Source organism: Kitasatospora sp. NPDC098652 (genome assembly GCF_044760155.1).
Taxonomy (GTDB): Bacteria; Actinomycetota; Actinomycetes; order Streptomycetales; family Streptomycetaceae; genus Kitasatospora.
Map to the genome: position 1 here is coordinate 200,283 of NZ_JBIWAQ010000012.1, position 20,096 is coordinate 220,378.

Sequence of the window (20,096 nt, forward strand, 5' to 3'; positions counted from 1 at the left end):
ATGGGCGCCCCGGGAAACCGGGCCAGTGTCACGCGGCGGGCCGGGTTCCACGGGCGTCGACACCGGGCCGGTCAAGACACGCCTTAGTTCATCGTCGGGTCGTCCGGGTACGTCGCCAGCAGGGCCAGCGGGCCGCGCTGGCGGCGCAGCACCGAGCGCCACAGCCGTTCCGGCTCCGGGCTGGACACGTCCCCGGGCTCGCAGTCCACCAGGTACCAGGCGCCGCTCCCCAGCTCCGACTCCAGCTGGCCGGGCGACCAGCCCGCGTACCCGGCGAAGATCCGCAGGCTGCCCAGCTCCCCGGCCAGCACCTCCGGCGGCGCCTCCAGGTCGACCAGGCCGATCGCGCCGTGCACCCGGCGCCAGCCGAGCGGCTCCCCGGTGCCCGGCTCCCCCGGCGCGACGGCCAGGCCGAGCGCCGAGTCCAGCGCCACCGGCCCGCCCTGGAACACCACCGCGGGCTGCCCGACGAGTCTGCCCCAGCCGTCCAGCACACTGCCCACCTCGACCGGCGTCGGCCGGTTGAGCACCACGCCGAGCGCCCCCTCGGCGTCGTGGTCGAGGAGCAGCACCACCGCCCGGGCGAAGTTCGGGTCGGTGAGCATGGGCGTCGCGACGAGCAGACGGCCGGTGTGCGACCGGCCTCCGTACGAATGGGCCGCCGTCATGCCACACATGATCCCGCAGAACGCCACCGGTCGGACACCGCAACACCCGAAACCCCGCCACGCCGGACGAACACCCGTACGGCCGAACCGGCGGGCGGGAGCGGGGCCGGAGAGAGCACCATCACGGGAGAGGCTCACGGGAACCACCGGGACGCCCACTACCATCTACGGATGGTGGACGCCCCTCTACGGTGCCGACTCGGATTCTCCGGGGGCCCGAACGCGCCCGTACGCCCGTACCACCGGTCCACCAGCGGTTCCGCACCGGAGCCGTTCCCACTCCTCTGGCACCCCGGATTGCGAGAACGATGACCGACGACGTCCTGCTGGTCCACGGCGGAAACCCGCTCGAAGGCGAGATCCGCGTCCGCGGTGCGAAGAACCTGGTCCCCAAGGCCATGGTCGCCGCCCTCCTCGGCCAGGGCCCCAGCAGACTGCGCAACGTCCCGGACATCCGCGACGTCAAGGTGGTCCGCGGCCTGCTGCAGCTGCACGGCGTGACCGTGCGCGCCGGCGACGAGGACGGCGAGCTGATCCTCGACCCCTCGCACGTCGAGAGCGCCAACGTCGCCGACATCGACGCCCACGCGGGCTCCTCGCGGATCCCGATCCTGTTCTGCGGCCCGCTGCTGCACCGCCTCGGCCACGCCTTCATCCCGGGCCTGGGCGGCTGCGACATCGGCGGCCGCCCGGTCGACTTCCACTTCGAGGTGCTGCGCCAGTTCGGCGCCACCATCGAGAAGCACCCGCAGGGCACCTACCTGGTCGCCCCGCAGCGGCTGCGCGGCACCAAGATCGAGCTGCCCTACCCCTCGGTCGGTGCGACCGAGCAGGTGCTGCTCACCGCCGTCCTCGCCGAGGGCGTCACCGAGCTGCGCAACGCGGCCATCGAGCCGGAGATCGTCGACCTGATCTGCGTGCTGCAGAAGATGGGCGCGATCATCACCCTGGGCACCGACCGCACCATCCTGATCACCGGTGTGGACGAGCTGAACGGCTACAACCACCGGGCCCTGCCGGACCGGCTGGAGGCCGCCTCCTGGGCCTGCGCGGCGCTGGCGACCAAGGGCGACATCTACGTCCGCGGCGCCCGCCAGCTGGAGATGATGACCTTCCTCAACACCTTCCGGAAGGTCGGCGGCGCCTTCGAGGTGGACGACGAGGGCATCCGCTTCTGGCACCCGGGCGGCGAGCTCAAGGCGATCGCCCTGGAGACCGACGTGCACCCGGGCTTCCAGACCGACTGGCAGCAGCCGCTGGTGGTCGCGCTGACCCAGGCCACCGGCCTGTCCATCGTCCACGAGACGGTGTACGAGTCGCGGCTGGGCTTCACCGGCGCACTCAACCAGATGGGCGCACACATCCAGCTCTACCGCGAGTGCCTGGGCGGCACCCCCTGCCGCTTCGGCGCGCGCAACTTCCTGCACTCCGCGGTGGTGTCCGGCCCGTCCAAGCTGATGGGCGCCGAGCTGGTCATCCCGGACCTGCGCGGCGGCTTCTCGTACCTGATCGCGGCGCTGGCGGCCGAGGGCACCTCGACCGTGCACGGCATCGACCTGATCAACCGCGGCTACGAGAACTTCATGGAGAAGCTGCGGGACCTCGGCGCCCACGTCGAGCTGCCCAGCGAGCAGCTGGTCGACGCGTAGGGACATTCACCGAGTGACCGCACGCACGGCGAGAGGCCGGGCTCCCCGCGGGGAGCCCGGCCTCTCGGGCGTTCAAGGGGTGGTTCAGACGCCCTTGGCGGCTTCCTTGAGCTTGGAGCCGGCGCTCACCTTGGCGCTGTAGCCGGCCGCGATCTGGATCGGCTCGCCGGTCTGCGGGTTGCGGGCGGTGCGGGCAGCGCGGTGGGTGCGCTCGAAGGTCAGGAAACCGGGGATGGTGACCTTCTCGTCGCCCTTGGCGACGACCTCGCCGACGATCTCGGCGAAGGCGGCCAGAACGGCGTCGGCGTCCTTGCGGGTCACCTCGGCGCGCTCGGACAGCGCGGCCACCAGCTCACTGCGGTTCATGTGTACTCCTGTGGTCTGTTCGCTTGCGGTGTACGGGGGCCCATCGGTGCTCCCACCGGGGGGCACCCGGATAGGCCGCAGGTCCGCACACTGTGCTCATGCAGGCAATGCGTGGTCGCAGGCCGGGTCCGTACCCGTATGCCGCGCGCCGGAGCCGTGAAGAGGCCCGCCGCCTGCCTGGGAACGAATCCTGCCCCGACCGGCCCCGAGAAAGCCAATCGGGCCCCGGCCGAGCCACCCGAACATCGCCCGCCCGTTGGAGGTGTGACGCTCCGTCGGCTCCGGCGGACCGGGCGCGGACGGCGGTCGGGACGACACGCCGGAAGACCAGGGGGACGTTCCGTACTTGTCGGACACGCCTGCCCCGTGCAGGGCTACCGTACGCCCTAGGCACGACAAGCCCAAACACGCCCCTCGCCCTTGTGTCGCAAGGGTTCGGGGCGCGCTTGGGCGGGTATGGCCGCTAATCGGACATTTGACCGACCGACGACCGGTCGACGACCGGCCCACGAGTCGGGCCGTCAGGCGCCCGGCCGGGGCCGTCAGAGCTTGACGGTGGGGAAGGCCGAGGTGTCCAGGGTGCCGACGATGCCGGGGGTCGGACGGGCCGGCGCGGCCTCCTGGGCGTCCGCCAGGGCCGCCTCCCGCACCGCCGCGGCGACGGTCTTGGCGACGTCCTTGTGGAAGACGCTCGGGATGATGTAGTTGGCGTTCAGCTCGTCGTCGGCGACGGTGGTGGCCAGCGCGCGGGCCGCGGCGATCATCATCTCGGTGTTGACCGTGCGGCTCTGGGCGTCCAGCAGGCCGCGGAAGACACCCGGGAAGACCAGTACGTTGTTGATCTGGTTCGGGAAGTCGCTGCGGCCGGTGGCCACCACGGCGGCGGTCTGCCGGGCCACCGCCGGGTCGACCTCCGGGTCCGGGTTGGCCAGCGCGAAGACGATCGAGCGCTCCGCCATGGTGGCCAGGTCGTCGCCGTCCAGGACGTTCGGGGCCGAGACGCCGATGAACACGTCGGCGCCCGCCACGGCCTCCTTGAGGCTGCCGGTGCGGCCCGAGCGGTTGGTGTGCTCGGCGATCCAGCGCAGGCTGTCGTTGAGGTCCTCACGGCCCAGGTGGACCACACCGTGCACGTCGGCGACGGTGGCGTGCTCGACACCGGCGGCCAGCAGCAGCTTGAGGATGGCGGTGCCGGCCGCGCCGGCGCCCGACATCACCACGCGGATGTCGCCGATCTCCTTGCCGACCACCTTCAGCGCGTTGGTGAGGGCGGCCAGCACCACGATCGCGGTGCCGTGCTGGTCGTCGTGGAAGACCGGGATGTCCAGGGCCTCGCGCAGCCGGGCCTCGATCTCGAAGCAGCGCGGCGCGGAGATGTCCTCCAGGTTGATCCCGGCGAAGCCCGGGGCGATCGCCTTGACGATGGCGACGATCTCGTCGGTGTCCTGGGTGTCCAGGCAGATCGGCCAGGCGTCGATCCCGGCGAAGCGCTTGAACAGGGCCGCCTTGCCCTCCATGACGGGCAGCGCGGCCGCCGGGCCGATGTTGCCCAGGCCCAGCACCGCCGAGCCGTCGGTGACCACGGCGACGCTGTTGCGCTTGATGGTCAGGCGGCGGGCGTCCTCGGGGTTCTCGGCGATCGCCATGCAGACCCGGGCCACGCCCGGGGTGTAGATCATGCTGAGGTCGTCACGGTTGCGGATCGGCAGCTTCGAGGACATCTCGATCTTGCCGCCGAGGTGCATCAGGAAGGTGCGGTCCGAGACCTTGCCGATCGACACGCCGTCGATCGCCCGGAGCTTCTCGACGATCTCCTCGCCGTGCGCCACCGAGGAGGCCGCGACCGTCACGTCGATCCGCAGCGCCTCCAGACCGGAGGCGGTGACGTCGAGACCGGTCACCGATCCGCCGGAGGACTCCACTGCGGTGGTGATCGCGCTGACCGCGTTGCCGCGGGCCGGGACCTCCATCCGCACGGTGATCGAGTTGGAGACACTGGGCACCGTCGCCATCGACGCTTCCTTCTTCCGTCTGTCCCGCAGGCTCAACATTTTGTTGAAGGCATCGCCTGCGCATGCTAGACCTCGATCGTCGCACCTTCCAAGGGCTTGCCAGAAATAACGTTCATTGAGTGTGCGGATCCGACAAGCCGACCGGGTCGCCCACAGTCTCCGGGCGCACACTCCTTGCCTCTCCCGGCCGATGCGTTACATTGGACGGGACACCGGCTCGATCCAAGCCCCCGGGCCCAACCTTCGTCCCTCAGAGGGACCACTTGCCGCGAGGCGAGCATGGCGGGTCGGTGTCATCAACGTCCGAAGGCCCCTCACCAGCGGTGAGGGGCCTTCGTCGTGGGGGCGTCAGCCGTGCAGCAGCGCGGGCACGCCGGCCGCGTCCGGCAGGTCGTCGGGGCCGGACAGCACCGTCAGCCGCTGGGTCGCCCGGGTGAGCGCCACGTAGAGCACCCGCAGGCCCGCCTCCGACTCGCCGGCGATGCCGGTCGGGTCGGCGACCACCGTCGCGTCGTACTCCAGGCCCTTGGCCTCCAGGCTGCCCAGCACCACCGCGCGCTCGCCCAGGCCCTCGGCCCAGCCGGCCGCCTCGGCCCGGCGGTCCATCGGCACCACGATCGCCACGGTGCCGTCCACCTCGCCCAGCAGTCGCTCCAGCTCGGCCCGGGCGGCCTTGCCGAAGGCCTCCGGCGCGGGGTCGGTGACGGCCGCGAAGCGCGGCTCCACCCCGACGTGGCGCACCGCACTCGGCGAGGGCGTGCCCGGCGCGGCCAGCGCCAGCACCTTCGCCGCGACCTCGGCGATCTCGGCCGGGTTGCGGTAGTTGACGGTCAGCGTGAAGCGGCGGCGCGGCTTGCCCGCCAGCACCTCGTCCAGCGCGGCCTGGGCCTCCTGGGGGAACGGCCAGGAGGACTGCGCCGGGTCGCCGACGATGGTCCAGGTGGCCATCCGGGCGCGCCGGCCGATCATCCGCCACTGCATCGGGGTGAGGTCCTGGGCCTCGTCCACGATCACGTGCGCGTACTCCTTGCGCTCCACCGGCTGACGCTCGCGCTGACGGGAGTTGCGGTCGGCGAAGGTGGTGACCTCCTCCAGGCCGCTCAGCAGGTCCACCGCGTCCACCTCGCGGACCTTCGGACGGGCCGGCTCGCCGAGCAGCACCTGCAGCTCGTCCACCAGCGCCACGTCGTGCGCGGACAGCTCGCCCTCGCCCTGCGGCGACAGGTGGCGCCAGGAGGCGGCCAGCAGCCTGGCCTCGTCCGGGGTGACGGCACGGCGGGCGATCCGGTTGGTGTGCCGGGTCTGCTTGAGCGTGCCGAGCACCCGGCGCGGGGTCAGCGCGGGCCACCAGGCGTCCAGGAACTCCAGGAAGGACGACTCGTCCGAGACGTAGTCGTCGAAGGACTCCTTCTCCTCCTGGCGCTGCTCCCGGGCGTAGTGGTCGGTCGGCCTGGGCAGGTGCCTGGTGGCCTCCTGCCACAGGGCGTCCAGCAGCAGCCGGCGGGCGCGCGGGCGCAGCAGGTTCAGCGGGGTGCCGCCGGAGCCCACCACGTTGCCGCGGACGGCCTTGAGCCGGCCCGCGTCCAGTCGCAGCACCTCGCCGCGGGCGACCACCTTGAGCTCCTGCGGGGCGCCCAGCTCCAGCGCCGCCCGGGCCGCCCGGCGCAGCAGCTGCACCATCCGGGCCGAACCCTTGACCCGGGCCGCCTCCGGGGCGTCGTAGGTGGCGGCCTCGATGCCGTCCACCAGCGAGCCGACCGCGCGAATCGCGACCTGGCCCTCCTCGCCGAGCGAGGGCAGCACGCCCTCGGTGTAGGAGACCAGCAGCGCGGTGGGCGAGACCACCAGGATGCCCCCGGCGTAGCGGCGGCGGTCCTGGTAGAGCAGGTAGGCGGCGCGGTGCAGGGCGACGGCGGTCTTGCCGGTGCCGGGGCCGCCGGTGACGAGGGTGGCCCCGGCCGCGGCGGCCCGGATCACCTCGTCCTGCTCCTTCTGGATCGAGGAGACGATGTCGCGCATGGAGTGGCTGCGGGCGCGGCCCAGCGAGGCCATCAGCGCGCCGTCGCCGACCACGGCCAGTTCCCGGCCGTCCAGGGTCGGGGTGAGGTCGGGGCGCAGCAGGTCGTCCTCGACGCCGATCACCTTGCGGCCCTTGGAGCGGATCACCCGGCGGCGGATCACCCGGCCGGGCTCCACCGGGGTGGCACGGTAGAACGGCGCGGCGGCCGGGGCCCGCCAGTCGATCACCAGCGGGCCGTACTCGGCGTCCAGCACGCCCAGGCGGCCGATGTGCAGGGTCTCGGCGACGGCCGGGTCGGCCGGGTCGAGCGGGGTGTTCGAGGGGATGCCGTGCTCCTCCGGCGCGTCGGCCTGCTGGAGGTCGATCCGGCCGAAGAGGAAGTCCTCGAACTCGTTGTTGAGCCGCTGGAGGTGCGCGCCGGCCCGGTAGACCTGGGCGTCGCGCTCGGCGAGGGCGCCGGGAGTGCCGACCTGGACCCGCTTGGCGGCGTCCTCCAGGATGTACTCCGCCTCGGCGAGCTTCTCCTCCAGCCGGTGGTAGACGGTGTCGAGGTGCTGCTGTTCACCGGCGATCTCACGCTCGCGGACGGTCTCGTGATCGGTGGTGGGGGTGGTGTCCGTGTTGCTCTGCATGGCCTCGGGGGTTGCGACGGAATCCGGCTCCGGAAAACGAGCGGACGGATGATCCTACGCCGCGACCCCCCGCACGCGCTGCTCCGGAACGTACAAAAACCGAAGGCCGCCCTCCGCATCAGCGGTGGACGGCCTTCGGTGTCAACATGGGGTGGTGGAGATGCCGGGAATCGAACCCGGGTCCAGTGGAGTTAATTCAGGGCTTCTCCGAGCGCAGTCCGCTGTGCTTTTCTCGGCCCTGGCGGTCACACGGACAAGCCGCCAACAGGCCCAGCTGCTGTTTGATTTCCCATCCACCCCCGCAGCCCGGGCGGACGGTTGAGTTCCCTAGATTATGCCAGGGTCCGGGTCGGGAACTCCCCGGTCTGACACCCAAGCGCTATCGGTGCTTATTAGGCAGCGAGAGCGAACTGCTGGGAATCGCGCTTAGAGTTGGCGATTATTTTTTTGCGACACGTGGTTAACGAGATCATTGCCGCGTTCCTCGGCTCGCTTCCCCTGTTTCAACATCCCCTGTCGAAACCGATCATCCCCATGTTTTGTTGAGAAACAGCTCGGACGGTGACCGTCCGTGTTGCTTGCGCCATAGTACGCGAGGCGACGGGCAAGGGTCCAGCGGATTAACCCTGACGCCGCCGGGCCGCCGCCACCGCACGGGCCGTCTCGCGGGTGTCCTGCTTCTCCCGCAGCGTCTGGCGCTTGTCGTACAGCTTCTTGCCGACCGCCAGTGCGAGTTCGAGCTTGACCCGGCCGTCCTTGAAGTACAGGGACAGCGGGATCAGGGTGTGGCCCGCGTCGCGGACCTTGGTCTCGATCTTGCGGATCTCCAGCTTGTGCAGCAGCAGCTTGCGCTTGCGCCGGGCCGCGTGGTTGGTCCACGTCCCCTGGGTGTACTCGGGGATGAAGACGTTGTCGATCCAGGCCTCGTGGTTCTGGATGTAGGCGTAGCCGTCGACCAGGTTGGCCCTCCCCTCACGCAGCGACTTGACCTCGGTGCCGGTGAGCACGAGGCCGCACTCGTAGGTGTCGAGGATCGTGTACTCGTGTCGCGCCTTCTTGTTCTGCGCGATCAGCTTCTGTCCGGTTTCCTTTGCCATAGCGCGGCCATTCTCGCACTTCGACGCCGGTTCGGGCAGCCGCTTTACCGCCCGGCGACCGGGTCAGGACTGGGTGCCGAGGCCGGCCAGGACCCGCAGGGCGAGCGCGTCGGCGTCCTCGCCCGCGGCGGCCGGGACGTCCGGGGTCAGGCCGGTGCCGTCCAGGGAGCGCCCGGCCGGGGTGTAGTAGCGGCCCACGGTCAGCTCCAGCACCGCGCCGTCGGCGAGCCGGCTGGGCTGCTGGACGGTTCCCTTGCCGAAGGTCCGGGAGCCCACCACCACGGCGCGGCTGCGGTCCTGGAGGGCCCCGGCGAGCAGTTCGGCGGCGCTCATCGTGCCGCCGTCCACCAGCACCACCAGCGGGCTGCGCCGGTCGCCGCCGGGCGGGGCGGTCAACTCCCGCTTCTCGCCGCGCTCCTGGTAGGAGCCGACGGCGCCGCCGTCCAGGAAGCTCCCGGCGGTGCCGACCGCCTCCTCCAGCAGCCCGCCGGAGTTGCCGCGCAGGTCGAGCACCACACCGGCGTGCGGGGCGCGCAGCGCGGCGCGCACCTGCTCGGCCACGCCGCTGGTGAAGGCCCGGACGGTGATCCGCAGCACGCCCTTGTCCAGGTGCTCCGCGGTGACCTGCCGGCTGTCCAGCAGCACCCGCCGCAGCCGCAGTTCGCGCACCTCGCCGCCGTCGCGCTGGACGGCCAGGGTGACCTCGGAGCCGGCCCGGCGCTCGTCGCCCTGCCCGCGCAGCCGGGCGACCACCTCGGTGACCGGCAGCCGGTCGGCCTGGTCCCGGTCGATCCGCAGCAGCCGGTCGCCGGGGGCGATCCCGGCCTCGGCGGCCGGTCCGGCCGGGGTGACCTGGGAGACCTCGGTGACGCCGTCGTCGCCGCGGCCGACCGACAGCCCGACCCCGGGGTAGCGGCCGTCCAGGCCCTGGCTGAACTCGGCGTACTCCTGGGCGCTGTAGTACGCGCCCCAGCGGTCGCCGCCGGCCGCCAGCAGGCGCTCGGCCTGCTGCTCGGACAGCGCGGCGCCCGCCGGGTCCGTCGGGAGTCCGGCGGCGGCCGGGGCCGCGTCGGCGGAGGCCCGGCGCGGCGGGTGGCCCGGGCCGCCCCAGGCCCCGGTGGCGGCGCCGCCCAGCAGCACGGCACCGAACACCAGGCTGAGGGCGGCCACCTGACGTGCCCTGCGCGGAGTTTGCAGCATGGCAACGGAGTGTAGACACCGCACCGCGCGCGGCGGGCCGGAACGACCGAGCGCGGAACGGCGACGGCCCCGTACGGCGCAGTGCCGTACGGGGCCGAAGCAACCTCAGGGGGTCAGACCTTGAGGTACTTGCGCAGGGTGAAGAACGCCGCGATGCCGGCCATCCCCATGCCGACCACGACCAGCAGCGGGATCACCGCCAGCACCGAGCCGAGGCCGATGAAGTGGATGAACTGCACCCGGTCCGCCAGCCAGCCCTGGACGAAGAAGTGCCCGCCGACCAGCAGGCCGGAGGCCAGCGCCGCACCGAGCAGCGCGGAGAACGCGGCCTCGGCGATGAACGGCATCTGGACGTAGAAGTTCGAGGCGCCGACCAGGCGCATGATGCCGGTCTCGCGCCGCCTGCTGTACGCCGACACCCGGACGGTGTTGACGATCAGCAGCAAGGCGACGAACAGCATCAGCACCATGATCACGAACGCCGCCGTCTGCAGGCCGTTGAGCAGACCGAACAGGTTTTCCAGGATCTTCCGCTGGTCCTCGACCGACTTGACGCCGGGCTTGCCCGCGAAGGCGCTCTGGATGACGTCGTACTTGGTCGGGTCGTTGAGCTTGACCCGCCAGGACTGCGGCATGGCGTCCGGGCCCAGGACGGAGATGAGCGGGTTGTCCGGGTTCATGTCCTTCCAGTGCTTGTACGCCTCCGCGGAGCTCTCGTACGTGGACGACTGGACCACCGAACTCATCTTGTCCAGCTGGTCCTTGATGTCCTGGACCTGCTGGTCGGTGGCCGCACCCTTGTCGCACTGGGGCGAGTTGCGGGCATCCGCCTTGGTGCAGAAGTAGATGCTTACCTCGACCTTGTCGTACCAGTACCCCTTCATGGAGTTCACCTGGTCGCGGACCAGGAGCGAGGAACCGGCGAGGGCGAGGGAGAGCGCGACGCTGACCACGACCGCGATGGTCATGGTCAGATTGCGTCGGAGACCCACACCGATCTCCGACAGGACGAACTGGGCACGCATGCGGGAAACAACTCCAGGGTCGGTACTGCGCGGTCTGGCGGGCCGGGCCGGCGGGCCCCACGGGTCAGCGCTGGTCGGTCAGTGCTGGTATCCGTAGACGCCGCGGGCCTGGTCGCGGACGAGCAGCCCCTTGTCGAGCTCGATGACGCGCTTGCGCATCTGGTCGACGATGGCCTGGTCGTGGGTGGCCATCAGCACCGTGGTGCCGGTGCGGTTGATCCGGTCGAGCAGCTTCATGATGCCGACCGAGTTCTGCGGGTCCAGGTTGCCGGTGGGCTCGTCCGCGATGAGCAGCATCGGGCGGTTCACGAAGGCACGGGCGATCGCGACGCGCTGCTGCTCACCACCGGACAGCTCGCCGGGCATCCGGTCCTCCTTGCCGCCGAGGCCGACCAGCTCCAGCACCTCGGGCACCACCTTGTTGATGGCGCTCTTGGGCTTGCCGATCACCTCCAGCGCGAAGGCGACGTTCTGCGCGACCGTCTTGTTCGGCAGCAGGCGGAAGTCCTGGAAGACGGTGCCCAGCTGGCGGCGCATGTGCGGCACCTTCCAGTTGGACAGCTTGCCGAGGTCCTTGCCCAGCACGTGCACCGAGCCCGTGGAGGGACGCTCCTCCCGCAGGCACAGCCGCAGGAAGGTGGACTTGCCCGAGCCGGACGAGCCGACCAGGAAGACGAACTCACCCTTCTCGATCTCCAGCGAGACGTTGTCCAGGGCGGGACGGTTCTGCTTGGGATAGGTCTTGGAGACGTTGTCGAATCTGATCACGGCTGCATCACGGAGGCCATCCTAGGCGGCGCCAGTCCTCGGTCGGTCCGCCCCGGAGGCCCGGTCCGGGGGCGGGCGATGGGAGCGCGGACGGCCGCTCCCGGTCTGGGACCATACGCGAAGCTGTGGCCGGCCCGCAGGGACGGCCCAGGACGGACTCCGGAATCTGGGGGAGAATGTCCGGTTGTGCCCCGATAATTGCGAGCCATCTCACAGCCCGGGAGCCGGAACGGCCAGAACCTGGCAGAGTGGAGGGGGCAACCGTGTCCGGTCGCTCCCCCGTACGGGGCAGACTCCCCCGTACAGGTAGGAACAGGGAACCAAAGCCCCGTCCGGTGCGTTGGCTGTAGCAGCGAGGAGGAGATCGCATGACCTGCGACCATCTGGTGTGCGCCAACTGCAACGGCCGCGTCAGCGACGGGCGTTGCCCGGTGTGCCGCGCCAACCGGGCCCGGCTGCAGGAGCAGCAGGGGCCGTTCGCCGCGCTCTCCCCCGCGATACTGCTGGCCCTGCTGGCCGGGCTGCTCGCGGTGGCGCTGATCGCGCGGCAGGCACTGGCCTGACGATCCTGCGTACGACGAAGGGCCCCGACCGCTGCGGTCGGGGCCCTTCGCGTGTGCCTGCGGTTACTCGGCGCTGGTCTCGCGCTGCTTGCGCCAGCGGATTCCGGCCTCGATGAAGCCGTCGATGTCGCCGTCCAGGACCGCCTGCGGGTTGCCCGCCTCGTACGCGGTGCGGACGTCCTTGACCATCTGGTACGGGTGCAGCACGTAGGAGCGCATCTGGTTGCCCCAGGAGCTGCCGCTGTCCTTGAGCGCGTCCATCGCGGCCTTCTCCTCCTGGCGGCGCCGCTCCAGCAGCTTGGCCTGGAGGACGTTCATCGCGGAGGCCTTGTTCTGGATCTGCGAGCGCTCGTTCTGGCAGGAGACCACGATGCCGGTCGGGAGGTGGGTGATGCGCACCGCCGAGTCGGTGGTGTTGACGCCCTGGCCGCCGGGGCCGGAGGCGCGGTAGACGTCCACCCGCAGCTCGCCCTCGTCGATCTCGACGTGGTCGGACTGCTCGACGACCGGGAGCACCTCGACACCGGCGAAGGAGGTCTGCCGGCGGCCCTGGTTGTCGAAGGGCGAGATGCGGACCAGGCGGTGGGTGCCCTGCTCGACCGAGAGGGTGCCGTACGCGTAGGGCGCCTTCACGGTGAAGGTCGCCGACTTGATGCCGGCCTCTTCGGCGTACGAGGTGTCGTACACCTCGGTCGGGTAGCCGTGCCGCTCGGCCCAGCGCAGGTACATGCGCATCAGCTGCTCGGCGAAGTCGGCGGCGTCCACGCCACCGGCCTCGGCGCGGATGTTGATCAGCGCCTCGCGGGCGTCGTACTCGCCGGAGAGGAGGGTGCGGACCTCCAGCTCCTCGACGGCCTTCTGGAGCGAGACCAGCTCGGCCTCGGCCTCGGTGCGGGTGTCCGCGTCGTCCTCGGCCTCGGCGAGTTCGAACAGCACGCCCAGATCGTCGATGCGGCTGCGGAGCCCCTCGACGCGGCGGAGTTCGCCCTGGAGGAAGGAGAGCCGGCTGGTCACCTTCTGCGCGTTCGCGACGTCGTCCCACAGGGTGGGGGCGGCTGCCTCCTCCTCCAGGACCGCGATGTCGGCCCGGATCTTGTCCAGGTCGAGGACGGCCTCGATCGACCCCATGGTCGTATCGAGGTTCTTGAGCTCTTCGGAAGGATCGACGGCTGCCACGCCCCCAGCGTAATGGTTCCGGGGGTGGTCATGACGACACCCCCGGTTCCGCTGCCGTTCTCCGGGGGCTACGGAGCCCGCGGGGCGGTGCCGTGCACGGCCGGGCGGGCCGGGTGGCCGCCGCCCGGTTCGGTGGCCGCGAAGGCCGTCCAGGCCGCGGCGGCGCCCGCCAGCAGCAGCACGGTGGCCAGCAGGACGGCCAGCAGCCGGCGCCGGCGCAGCAGGGCCGCGCGGTCCCGGCGGTGCCCCGGCGCGGCACGCTGGGCGCGGGACTCGGCGGCGTACGCGGCCAGCTCGTCGGCCGAGGGGCGGCGCAGGCTGGTGTGGGTGTCCCGGGTGGAGTCCGGGGCGACGCCCGGCACCAGCGGGACGGCCGGGCCGCGGCGGCGCTTGTGGGTGCCCGGGCCGGCGTCCACCTCGGCGTAGACCGCCTCGCCCGGGGTCAGCTGCTCCTCGGCCGGGGCGCGGCCCTGGGAGGGCACGGCCAGCACCGGCAGACCGGCCAGCGAGGGCAGCTGCTCGCGCAGCCGGGCGGCCAGCTCGGCGGCGCGCAGCCGGGAGGCCGGGGCCTTGGCCAGGCACTCGGAGATGATCCGCCACAGCCCGTCCGGCAGGCCGGGGATCGGCGGCACCTGCTCGGTGACGTGCCGGCGCAGCACCGCGCCGGTGTGGCCGCCGCCGAACGGGGTGAAGCCGGCCAGCAGCTCGTACAGCACGGTGGCGAGGGCGTAGATGTCGACGGCGGCGCGCGGCTCCAGGCCCTCGATGATCTCGGGGGCGAGGTAGTCGGGGGTGCCGATGATCCGGGTGGCCCGGGTCCGCCGTGGGGCGTCGACCAGGCGGGCCACGCCGAAGTCGGTGAGCTTGGCGCGCGGGGCGCCGCCGGGGCCGGGGGCGGCCGCGAGGTCCAGCAGGACGTTCTCCGGCTTGACGTCGCGGTGCACGATCCCGGCCGCGTGCGCGGCCGCCAGGCCGTCCGCGACGTCGGCGATGATCGAGGCGGCGGCCTGCGGCGGGAGGGCGCCGTCCCGCTCCAGCCGGGAGCGCAGGTCGGTGCCCTGGACGAGTTCCATCACCAGGGCGAGGTCGCTGCCGTCCACGACCATGTCGCGCACGCCGACCACCCGGGGGTGGTCGAGGCTGGTCAGCGCGGTGCGCTCCTGGACGAAACGGCCGACCAGCACCTGGTCGGCGGCGAGGTCCTCGCGCAGCAGCTTGACCGCCACCGGGCCGTCGGGCCCCTCACCGAGCCAGACCGTCCCGGCCGAACCCCGGCCGATCACCTGGTGGACGGTGTACCGGCTGCCGATCTTGCGTGCCAATGCTGCTCCGTGGGCGGCGCGGGAGCGCTCCGGGGGTCCGGGCGCGCTCGGTGGGGCGGGACAACAGCGACCAACCTACGCGCCCGGACCCCCCGTGCGGGGCGCCTGGGGGCCGTGGAGCGGCACTCGGGGGCGAGAAATCTCGGGGATTGTCGACAAAGCGTCAATCCTGGCTTCCGGGCCGGGTCCGGACGTCCGGTCACCTCCGGTCACGTCCGGTCGGTCGCCGGGGCGGCCGGCCGTCCCGGCCCGTACCCCGGCCTTCACCCCGGCGCGCCGTTCGGGCCCGCGTCAGTTGCCGGAGCTGCCGAAGACGTTGTTCACCCAGTCCCGGGCGGTGTCGAACCAGCCCACGACGTTGTCCCAGTAGTGCGGCAGCGGCGTGAAGTTCCACAGCGCCAGCGCGGCCACCGCCAGCACCAGCAGCACCATCAGGCAGCCCTTGAGGCAGCCCAGCCCCGGGATGTACATCCGGTTGCGGCTGCGCGGGCGCCGCTCGCGCGGCGGCGCGCTCTCCCGGCGGGACGGCTCGCGCGGCTCCTCCCGCGGCGGCCGGGGCTCCCGGTGCTGCGGCGCGGGCGGCTCGGCCCGGCGCGGCACCGGGGCGGGCGGGGGCGGGTAGCCGCCCGGCGTCCGGCCCTGGCCGGACGGGGCCTGCCGGTAGCCGCCGGGCGGCTGCGGACGGCCGCCGCCCTCGCCGCCCTGGGGCCCCTGGGGCCCCTGGTTGACCTGGTAGGGCGGCGGGGCGACCGGCGGGCGCTGGGCGTAGCCGGGCGGCGGCGCCTGGCGGCGCTGGTCCGGGCGGTAGCCGGCCGGCGGCTGCGGCTGGTGCCCGGGCACGCCCTGGCCGCCCTGGCCCCGCTGATCGGCCTGGTAGGGCGGCGGGGCGACCTGCGGGTCCTCGAAGTCCTCCGGCCCGAAGTAGCCGACCTGGGTCTGCTGGTTGCGGTCGCGCGCCGCCCGCAGCTGGGTCTGCCAGGGGTGCGGCGCCTCCTCCAGCGGACCGGCCGGCGCGACCGGCGGGGGCGGCGGCACGGCGGTGGGCGGCATCACCTGGGTGCGGTCCTGGGTGCCGTACGGGGGCGCGGGCGGCGGCTGGGTGCCCATCACCCGGGTCGCCGCGGCCGGGTCGTACTGCGGGGCGCCCGGGGCCGGGGGCAGCACCTGGGTGCGGTCCTCGGCACCGTACGGGCCGACGGGCGAGGCGGCCGCGGCCGGCGCGCTGCCGGGCACCGCGGTCGGCTGCGGGTCCGGCAACAGCAGGGCGCCGACCGCCAGCGCCTCGTCCACCGCCACCGGCGAGGCGTGCACGCCGACCCCGGCCGCGACCACCCGCAGCGCCCGGGCCAGCGCGGTGGCGCTCGGGCGCTGCGCCGGGTCCTTGCGCAGGCAGCGCTCGATCACCGTCCAGAGCGGCTCGGGCATGGTGCTGGGCCGCTGCGGCTCCTGCGCCAGGTGGGCCTGGAGCACCGCCAGGGCGCTGTCGCCCTGGAACGGCTGGCGGCCGGTGACCAGCTCGTACAGCATGATCCCGGCGCCGTAGACGTCCACCGCGGAGGTCTGCGGGCGGCCCTCGGCGGACTCCGGCGCGACGTACGCGGGGGTGCCGACGAACTCGTGGGTACGGGTGACGCCCGGGGAGTCGGCCAGCCGGGCGATGCCGAAGTCGGTGAGCAGCGGGTGCATCTGCTCGGTGCCCTGCACCACGATGGAGGCGAGCAGCACGTTGGCCGGCTTGAGGTCGCGGTGGACGATGCCGTCCGCGTGGCTGGCCGCCAGCGCGTCCGCGACCTGGGCCATCAGCAGGGAGCCGGCGATCGGGCTGAACGGGCCGTTGGCGCGCAGGTAGCGGGCCAGGTCGGGGCCCTCCACCAAGTCCATCACCAGCGCCAGCAGCTCGCCCTCGACGACCAGGTCGCGGACCCGGACGATGTTCGGGTGGCTCAGCCGCAGCAGCAGCGAACGCTCGCGCAGGAAGCGCATCACCACGTCCGGGTCGGCCGCCAGTTCCTCGCGCAGCACCTTGATGGCCACCTGCTGCCCGGGCTCGCTGCCCGGCGCCTGGACGTCCTGGCGCACCAGACCGCGCCAGACCGTCCCGGTGGCACCCCGCCCCAGGGTCTCCTCAAGCAGATACTTGCTGCCGACTGGCCGCACCTGTCGCACTCCTCGCCGTGCCGCCCGCGGGGCGCTCCCCCGCCGGTTCGCGGTGAGCCTGCCGGGCCCGTGTTTGCGGCCACTCTAACGGTGTCCGTACCGGTTCCCGAGGTGACCGGCTGGCGGTCGGAGCAGGGTTGGGGGACATCCCCTAGGGAACCACCCGGAGGCGGTCGCCGGGCCCCTCGGCCGGGCGGCCGGGGCGACGGTTGACCTGACCCTCCGTCGCCTCCACCATGGCGATGATCGCAAGATCGTCAAATCCGGTACGGTGCGCGGACCGTCCGTGCCGGATGGCAGGATGGACACTCGCCACTCGTGTGGCCCAAGGGTCGCCGCGACCGCCCCGCGCGTGCGTGACGACACCGGGCAGCGGTACCAGGCATCACACCAGCAGAAGGGACCCGCGGGCGAGATGCAGATCCGGCTGACCGTCCTCCGACCGCGCAGCGGCCCGACCGCCGCCGGCTCCGCCATCCCCTACGTGGACGTGCTGGTCACCGCGCCCGTGGGCACCGCGCTCGGCGCCGTCGCGGGCGCACTCGCGGGCGCCGTCGGCGTGCGCGGACCACGGGCCGCCACCCATGTACACCTCTACGCCGGGGCGCACCGGGTGGACGAGCACACCCTCCTCGGCCACCCCCCGCTGCTCGACGGCGCCGTGCTCAGCCTCAACGAGCCCGACCCCACCGCCGACGACCCCGACGACACCCGCGCCGCGGCCGAACTGCGCGTGGTCGGCGGCCCGGACGCCGGCGGCGTGCACCGGCTGCACGGCCGGGAGATCCGGATCGGCCGCTCCGGCGAGGCCGACGTCCCGCTCGACGACCCGGACGTCTCCCGACTGCACCTCGCCCTGCACCTCGGCGACGACGGCCGGGCCACCGTCCGCGACCTCGGCTCCACCAACGGCACCACCCTGGACGGCCGGATCGTCCCGCCGCTGCCGCCCGAGGCCGCCGTCCCGCTGGAACACGGCGCGCTGCTGCGGATCGGCGAGTCCACCCTCCAGGTCCTCGAACCGCTCGGCGAGCCGGCCCGCGCCGCCCTGCCCGACGGCAACGGCCACCTCCAGCTCGCCGCCCCCGGCCCGGTCCGGCCCGCGCCGCCCGTACTCGAACCGCCCACCGCCCCCGAACCGGCCCCGGGCCGCGGCCGCGGCCTCTTCTCCCTGCTGCCCGGCCGCGCCGCCGAGCCGCCCGGCCAGGAGAGCGCCGAACGCCACCACACCGCCGTACGGCTGCGCCAGGCCGCCGCCCAGCGGGAGCGCTGGCCCGACCTCGCCACCGTGCTGCTCAACGCCGTCGGCCCCGGCCCCCGGCTCTGGGAGCGCGGCCCCGGCCACCCCGACGCGCTCACCCTGCGGCTGGGCACCGCCGACCGCCCCGGCGGCGCCGGCACCACCCCCGGCACCATGCTGCCCGCCGTCCCCGTCACCCTCGACCTCCAGACCGCCGGCAGCCTCGGCCTCAGTGGCCCGCGCGAACGCCTGGACGCGCTCACCCGCGCCGTCGTCGCCCAGCTCGCCGCACTGCACCCGCCGACCGGGCTCAGCCTCGTCGTGGTCGACGCCGACCCGGCCCGCAGCCCCGAGGACCGCGTCGACACCTGGGCCTGGGCGCTCTGGCTGCCCCACCTGCGCCCCGCCGACGGCCAGGACTGCCGACTGCTGGTCGGCTTCGACGACGACCAGGCCACCGCCCGGCTCACCGAACTCACCGCCCGGCTCAGCGGCCCGACCGGCCCCGGCGGCCACCCCGCCACCGTGGTCGTGGTGGACGGCCGCCCCGCCACCGAGGCCGCCCGGCACGCGCTCGACCTGCTGCTGCGCCAGGGCCCGGCGGTCGGCATCTTCCCGGTCTGCCTCGCCGAACAGCCCGAGCTGCTGCCCCGCGGCCTCGGCGCCACCGCCCTGATCACCGGCGAGGTCGGCACCCAGCTCTCCCTGGACCGCCCGGTCGCCCGCGGCCGGGAAACCCTGCACGAGGTCTCGCTGGACGCCGTCTCCGACGCCTGGGCCGAACGGCTGGCCCGCGTCCTCGCCCCGCTGCGCGAGGCCGCCCCGGTCTCCCGCGGCCCGCTGCCGGACGCACTGCGGCTGCTCGACCTGCTCCAGCTCGACACCGTCACCCCGGCCAAGCTGTCCGCCCGCTGGGCCGCCCACGCCGGCGGCATCGGCGCCGCCACCGCGCTGCTCGGCACCACCCGGGACGAGCTGTGCACCCTCGACCTGGCCGACCCCGAACTCACCCTGCCCTCCCCGGACCCGGGCGGCCCGCACCTGCTGATCGGCGGTGCCCGCGGCTCCGGCAAGACCGAGCTGCTGCGCACCCTGGTCGCCTCGCTCGCCGTCTCCGAGCGGCCCGAGCGCCTCGCCGTCACCATCATCGAGGGCCGGGCCACCGACGACGGCCAGGACGGACTGGACGGCTGCACCGAACTGCCGCACGTCACCGGCCGGGTGAACGCCGTCGCCGACCCGCGCGCCGCTCTCCTCGCCGCCGAGGCGCTGGAGGACGAACTCGCCCTGCGGGAGCGGCTGTTCGACGGACTGGACTTCGCCTCCTGGCACGCCACCCGCATCTTGGACGGGCACAGCTTGGACGGGCACAGCCTGGACGGGCACGGCGCGAACTCCGTACCGGTGCCCGCCGCCGTCGGTGCCGCCGGCCCGGCTCCGGCCCCCCGGGCCATCCCGTCCGCGCGCAGCGCCTCCGACCCCCGCCCGACCGGCTCCCCCGCCTCCCCCGTCCCGGCCCGGCTGGTCGTCGTCGTCGACGACTACGACGCACTGCTCTCCCCCACCTCCCCGGTCGGCCGCCCGCTGGCCCGCGCGCTCGCCGCAGTCGCCCGCCGCGGCGGGCCGCTCGGCGTCCACCTCGCGGTCGCCACCGGCCGCCCGGAGGCGAGCGCCGGCACCGAGGTGGACGAGGCCGCCCTGCTGCGGATCGCGCTGCGCACCGAGGACCCGGCCGAGTCCGACCTGCTGATCCACCTCGGCGACGCGGCCGCCCTCCCGGAGGACACCCCCGGCCGCGGCTACCTGCGCCGCCCGGACGGCGGCGTCACCGCCTTCCAGACCGCCCGCATCAGCGGCCGCATCCCCCGCACCGCCACCCTGCGCCCCACCGTGGTCGCGATAGACCCTCTCCAACTCGGCGCCCCACCCGCCCGCCGCCCGGTCCGCGAACTCGGCAACGGCCCCACCGACCTCGCCCTCCTCGCCAGCGCCCTCCAACGCGCCGCCTCCCGCTGAACCCGCGCGGAGCGCTCTGCGGAGGTGCTCAGCAACAGACCCGGTGGGTGAAACCTCTTCGGCGCGGGCCCGTGTCACCGGACACGGGCCCGCCCCGAACACCCCGCCCCGTTCCCTTGATCGCCTCGTGGGGGGGGGGGGCCCCCCCCCCCGCCCCCCCCCCCCCGCCCGGCCCCGGGGCCCCC

Annotated in this window: 14 protein-coding genes and 1 other RNA gene; 3 read left to right on the forward strand and 12 right to left on the reverse strand. The window is 73.4% G+C overall.

What is annotated here, in order from left to right; translation table 11 throughout:
- Positions 1–83: 83 nt before the first annotated feature.
- Entirely contained in the window at positions 84–677 is a 594-nt protein-coding gene (locus ACIQWA_RS25380; RefSeq protein ID WP_402486126.1) for a YqgE/AlgH family protein, read from the reverse strand.
- Positions 678–976: 299 nt separating this feature from the next.
- Between ACIQWA_RS25380 and murA the strand changes: the two genes are divergently transcribed.
- Complete coding sequence (gene murA, locus ACIQWA_RS25385) at positions 977–2,317, forward strand: UDP-N-acetylglucosamine 1-carboxyvinyltransferase (RefSeq protein ID WP_360239085.1); 1,341 nt, start codon at positions 977–979, stop codon at positions 2,315–2,317.
- An 84-nt stretch (positions 2,318–2,401) separates the two neighbouring features.
- Here murA and ACIQWA_RS25390 read toward each other — a convergent pair whose 3' ends face one another.
- The 8 genes from ACIQWA_RS25390 to ftsE form a co-directional block, all read right to left on the reverse strand.
- Complete coding sequence (locus ACIQWA_RS25390; RefSeq protein WP_188304146.1) at positions 2,402–2,683, reverse strand: HU family DNA-binding protein; 282 nt, start codon at positions 2,681–2,683, stop codon at positions 2,402–2,404.
- A gap of 542 nt (positions 2,684–3,225) precedes the next feature.
- Entirely contained in the window at positions 3,226–4,695 is a 1,470-nt protein-coding gene (locus tag ACIQWA_RS25395) for an NAD-dependent malic enzyme (RefSeq protein WP_360239088.1), read from the reverse strand.
- 348 nt (positions 4,696–5,043) lie between these two features.
- Entirely contained in the window at positions 5,044–7,347 is a 2,304-nt protein-coding gene (locus ACIQWA_RS25400) for a UvrD-helicase domain-containing protein (RefSeq protein ID WP_360239091.1), read from the reverse strand.
- A 152-nt stretch (positions 7,348–7,499) separates the two neighbouring features.
- Positions 7,500–7,881: a transfer-messenger RNA gene (gene ssrA / locus ACIQWA_RS25405) on the reverse strand.
- Positions 7,882–7,967: 86 nt separating this feature from the next.
- A complete protein-coding gene (smpB, locus tag ACIQWA_RS25410) occupies positions 7,968–8,444 on the reverse strand; it encodes an SsrA-binding protein SmpB (RefSeq protein ID WP_097237694.1) in 477 nt (158 codons plus the stop codon).
- A 63-nt stretch (positions 8,445–8,507) separates the two neighbouring features.
- Positions 8,508–9,644: a S41 family peptidase gene (locus ACIQWA_RS25415; protein ID WP_402486132.1), complete on the reverse strand. Its 1,137-nt coding sequence runs from the start codon at positions 9,642–9,644 to the stop codon at positions 8,508–8,510.
- 113 nt (positions 9,645–9,757) lie between these two features.
- Positions 9,758–10,669: a permease-like cell division protein FtsX gene (ftsX, locus tag ACIQWA_RS25420; RefSeq protein WP_350504738.1), complete on the reverse strand. Its 912-nt coding sequence runs from the start codon at positions 10,667–10,669 to the stop codon at positions 9,758–9,760.
- A 78-nt stretch (positions 10,670–10,747) separates the two neighbouring features.
- Positions 10,748–11,437, reverse strand: coding sequence for a cell division ATP-binding protein FtsE (gene ftsE / locus ACIQWA_RS25425; RefSeq protein ID WP_360239098.1), 690 nt, complete (start codon positions 11,435–11,437; stop codon positions 10,748–10,750).
- Between the two features lie 368 nt (positions 11,438–11,805).
- On the opposite strand from ftsE, the gene ACIQWA_RS25430 reads away from it, so the two are divergent.
- Entirely contained in the window at positions 11,806–12,000 is a 195-nt protein-coding gene (locus ACIQWA_RS25430; protein ID WP_360239101.1) for a hypothetical protein, read from the forward strand.
- Between the two features lie 63 nt (positions 12,001–12,063).
- Here ACIQWA_RS25430 and prfB read toward each other — a convergent pair whose 3' ends face one another.
- The 3 genes from prfB to ACIQWA_RS25445 form a co-directional block, all read right to left on the reverse strand.
- Positions 12,064–13,176: a peptide chain release factor 2 gene (prfB, locus tag ACIQWA_RS25435; protein WP_402486137.1), complete on the reverse strand. Its 1,113-nt coding sequence runs from the start codon at positions 13,174–13,176 to the stop codon at positions 12,064–12,066.
- 68 nt (positions 13,177–13,244) lie between these two features.
- Positions 13,245–14,498: a serine/threonine-protein kinase gene (locus ACIQWA_RS25440; RefSeq protein WP_402486140.1), complete on the reverse strand. Its 1,254-nt coding sequence runs from the start codon at positions 14,496–14,498 to the stop codon at positions 13,245–13,247.
- Positions 14,499–14,789: 291 nt separating this feature from the next.
- Positions 14,790–16,655, reverse strand: a complete 1,866-nt coding sequence (locus tag ACIQWA_RS25445; RefSeq protein ID WP_402486143.1) for a protein kinase — start codon at positions 16,653–16,655, stop codon at positions 14,790–14,792.
- A 352-nt stretch (positions 16,656–17,007) separates the two neighbouring features.
- On the opposite strand from ACIQWA_RS25445, the gene ACIQWA_RS25450 reads away from it, so the two are divergent.
- Positions 17,008–19,911 (forward strand): FHA domain-containing protein, encoded by a 2,904-nt coding sequence (locus ACIQWA_RS25450; RefSeq protein WP_402486146.1) that lies wholly within the window; start codon positions 17,008–17,010, stop codon positions 19,909–19,911.
- The last annotated feature ends 185 nt before the right edge of the window (positions 19,912–20,096 follow it).

Coding starts and splice junctions, on each gene's coding strand:
- ACIQWA_RS25430 (WP_360239101.1), top strand. CDS start 11,806: ATGACCTGCGACCATCTGGTGTGCGCCAACTGCAACGGCCGCGTCAGC.
- ACIQWA_RS25400 (WP_360239091.1), bottom strand. CDS start 7,347: ATGCAGAGCAACACGGACACCACCCCCACCACCGATCACGAGACCGTC.
- ACIQWA_RS25390 (WP_188304146.1), bottom strand. CDS start 2,683: ATGAACCGCAGTGAGCTGGTGGCCGCGCTGTCCGAGCGCGCCGAGGTG.
- ftsX (WP_350504738.1), bottom strand. CDS start 10,669: ATGCGTGCCCAGTTCGTCCTGTCGGAGATCGGTGTGGGTCTCCGACGC.
- murA (WP_360239085.1), top strand. CDS start 977: ATGACCGACGACGTCCTGCTGGTCCACGGCGGAAACCCGCTCGAAGGC.
- smpB (WP_097237694.1), bottom strand. CDS start 8,444: ATGGCAAAGGAAACCGGACAGAAGCTGATCGCGCAGAACAAGAAGGCG.
- ACIQWA_RS25380 (WP_402486126.1), bottom strand. CDS start 677: ATGTGTGGCATGACGGCGGCCCATTCGTACGGAGGCCGGTCGCACACC.
- ACIQWA_RS25395 (WP_360239088.1), bottom strand. CDS start 4,695: ATGGCGACGGTGCCCAGTGTCTCCAACTCGATCACCGTGCGGATGGAG.
- ACIQWA_RS25415 (WP_402486132.1), bottom strand. CDS start 9,644: ATGCTGCAAACTCCGCGCAGGGCACGTCAGGTGGCCGCCCTCAGCCTG.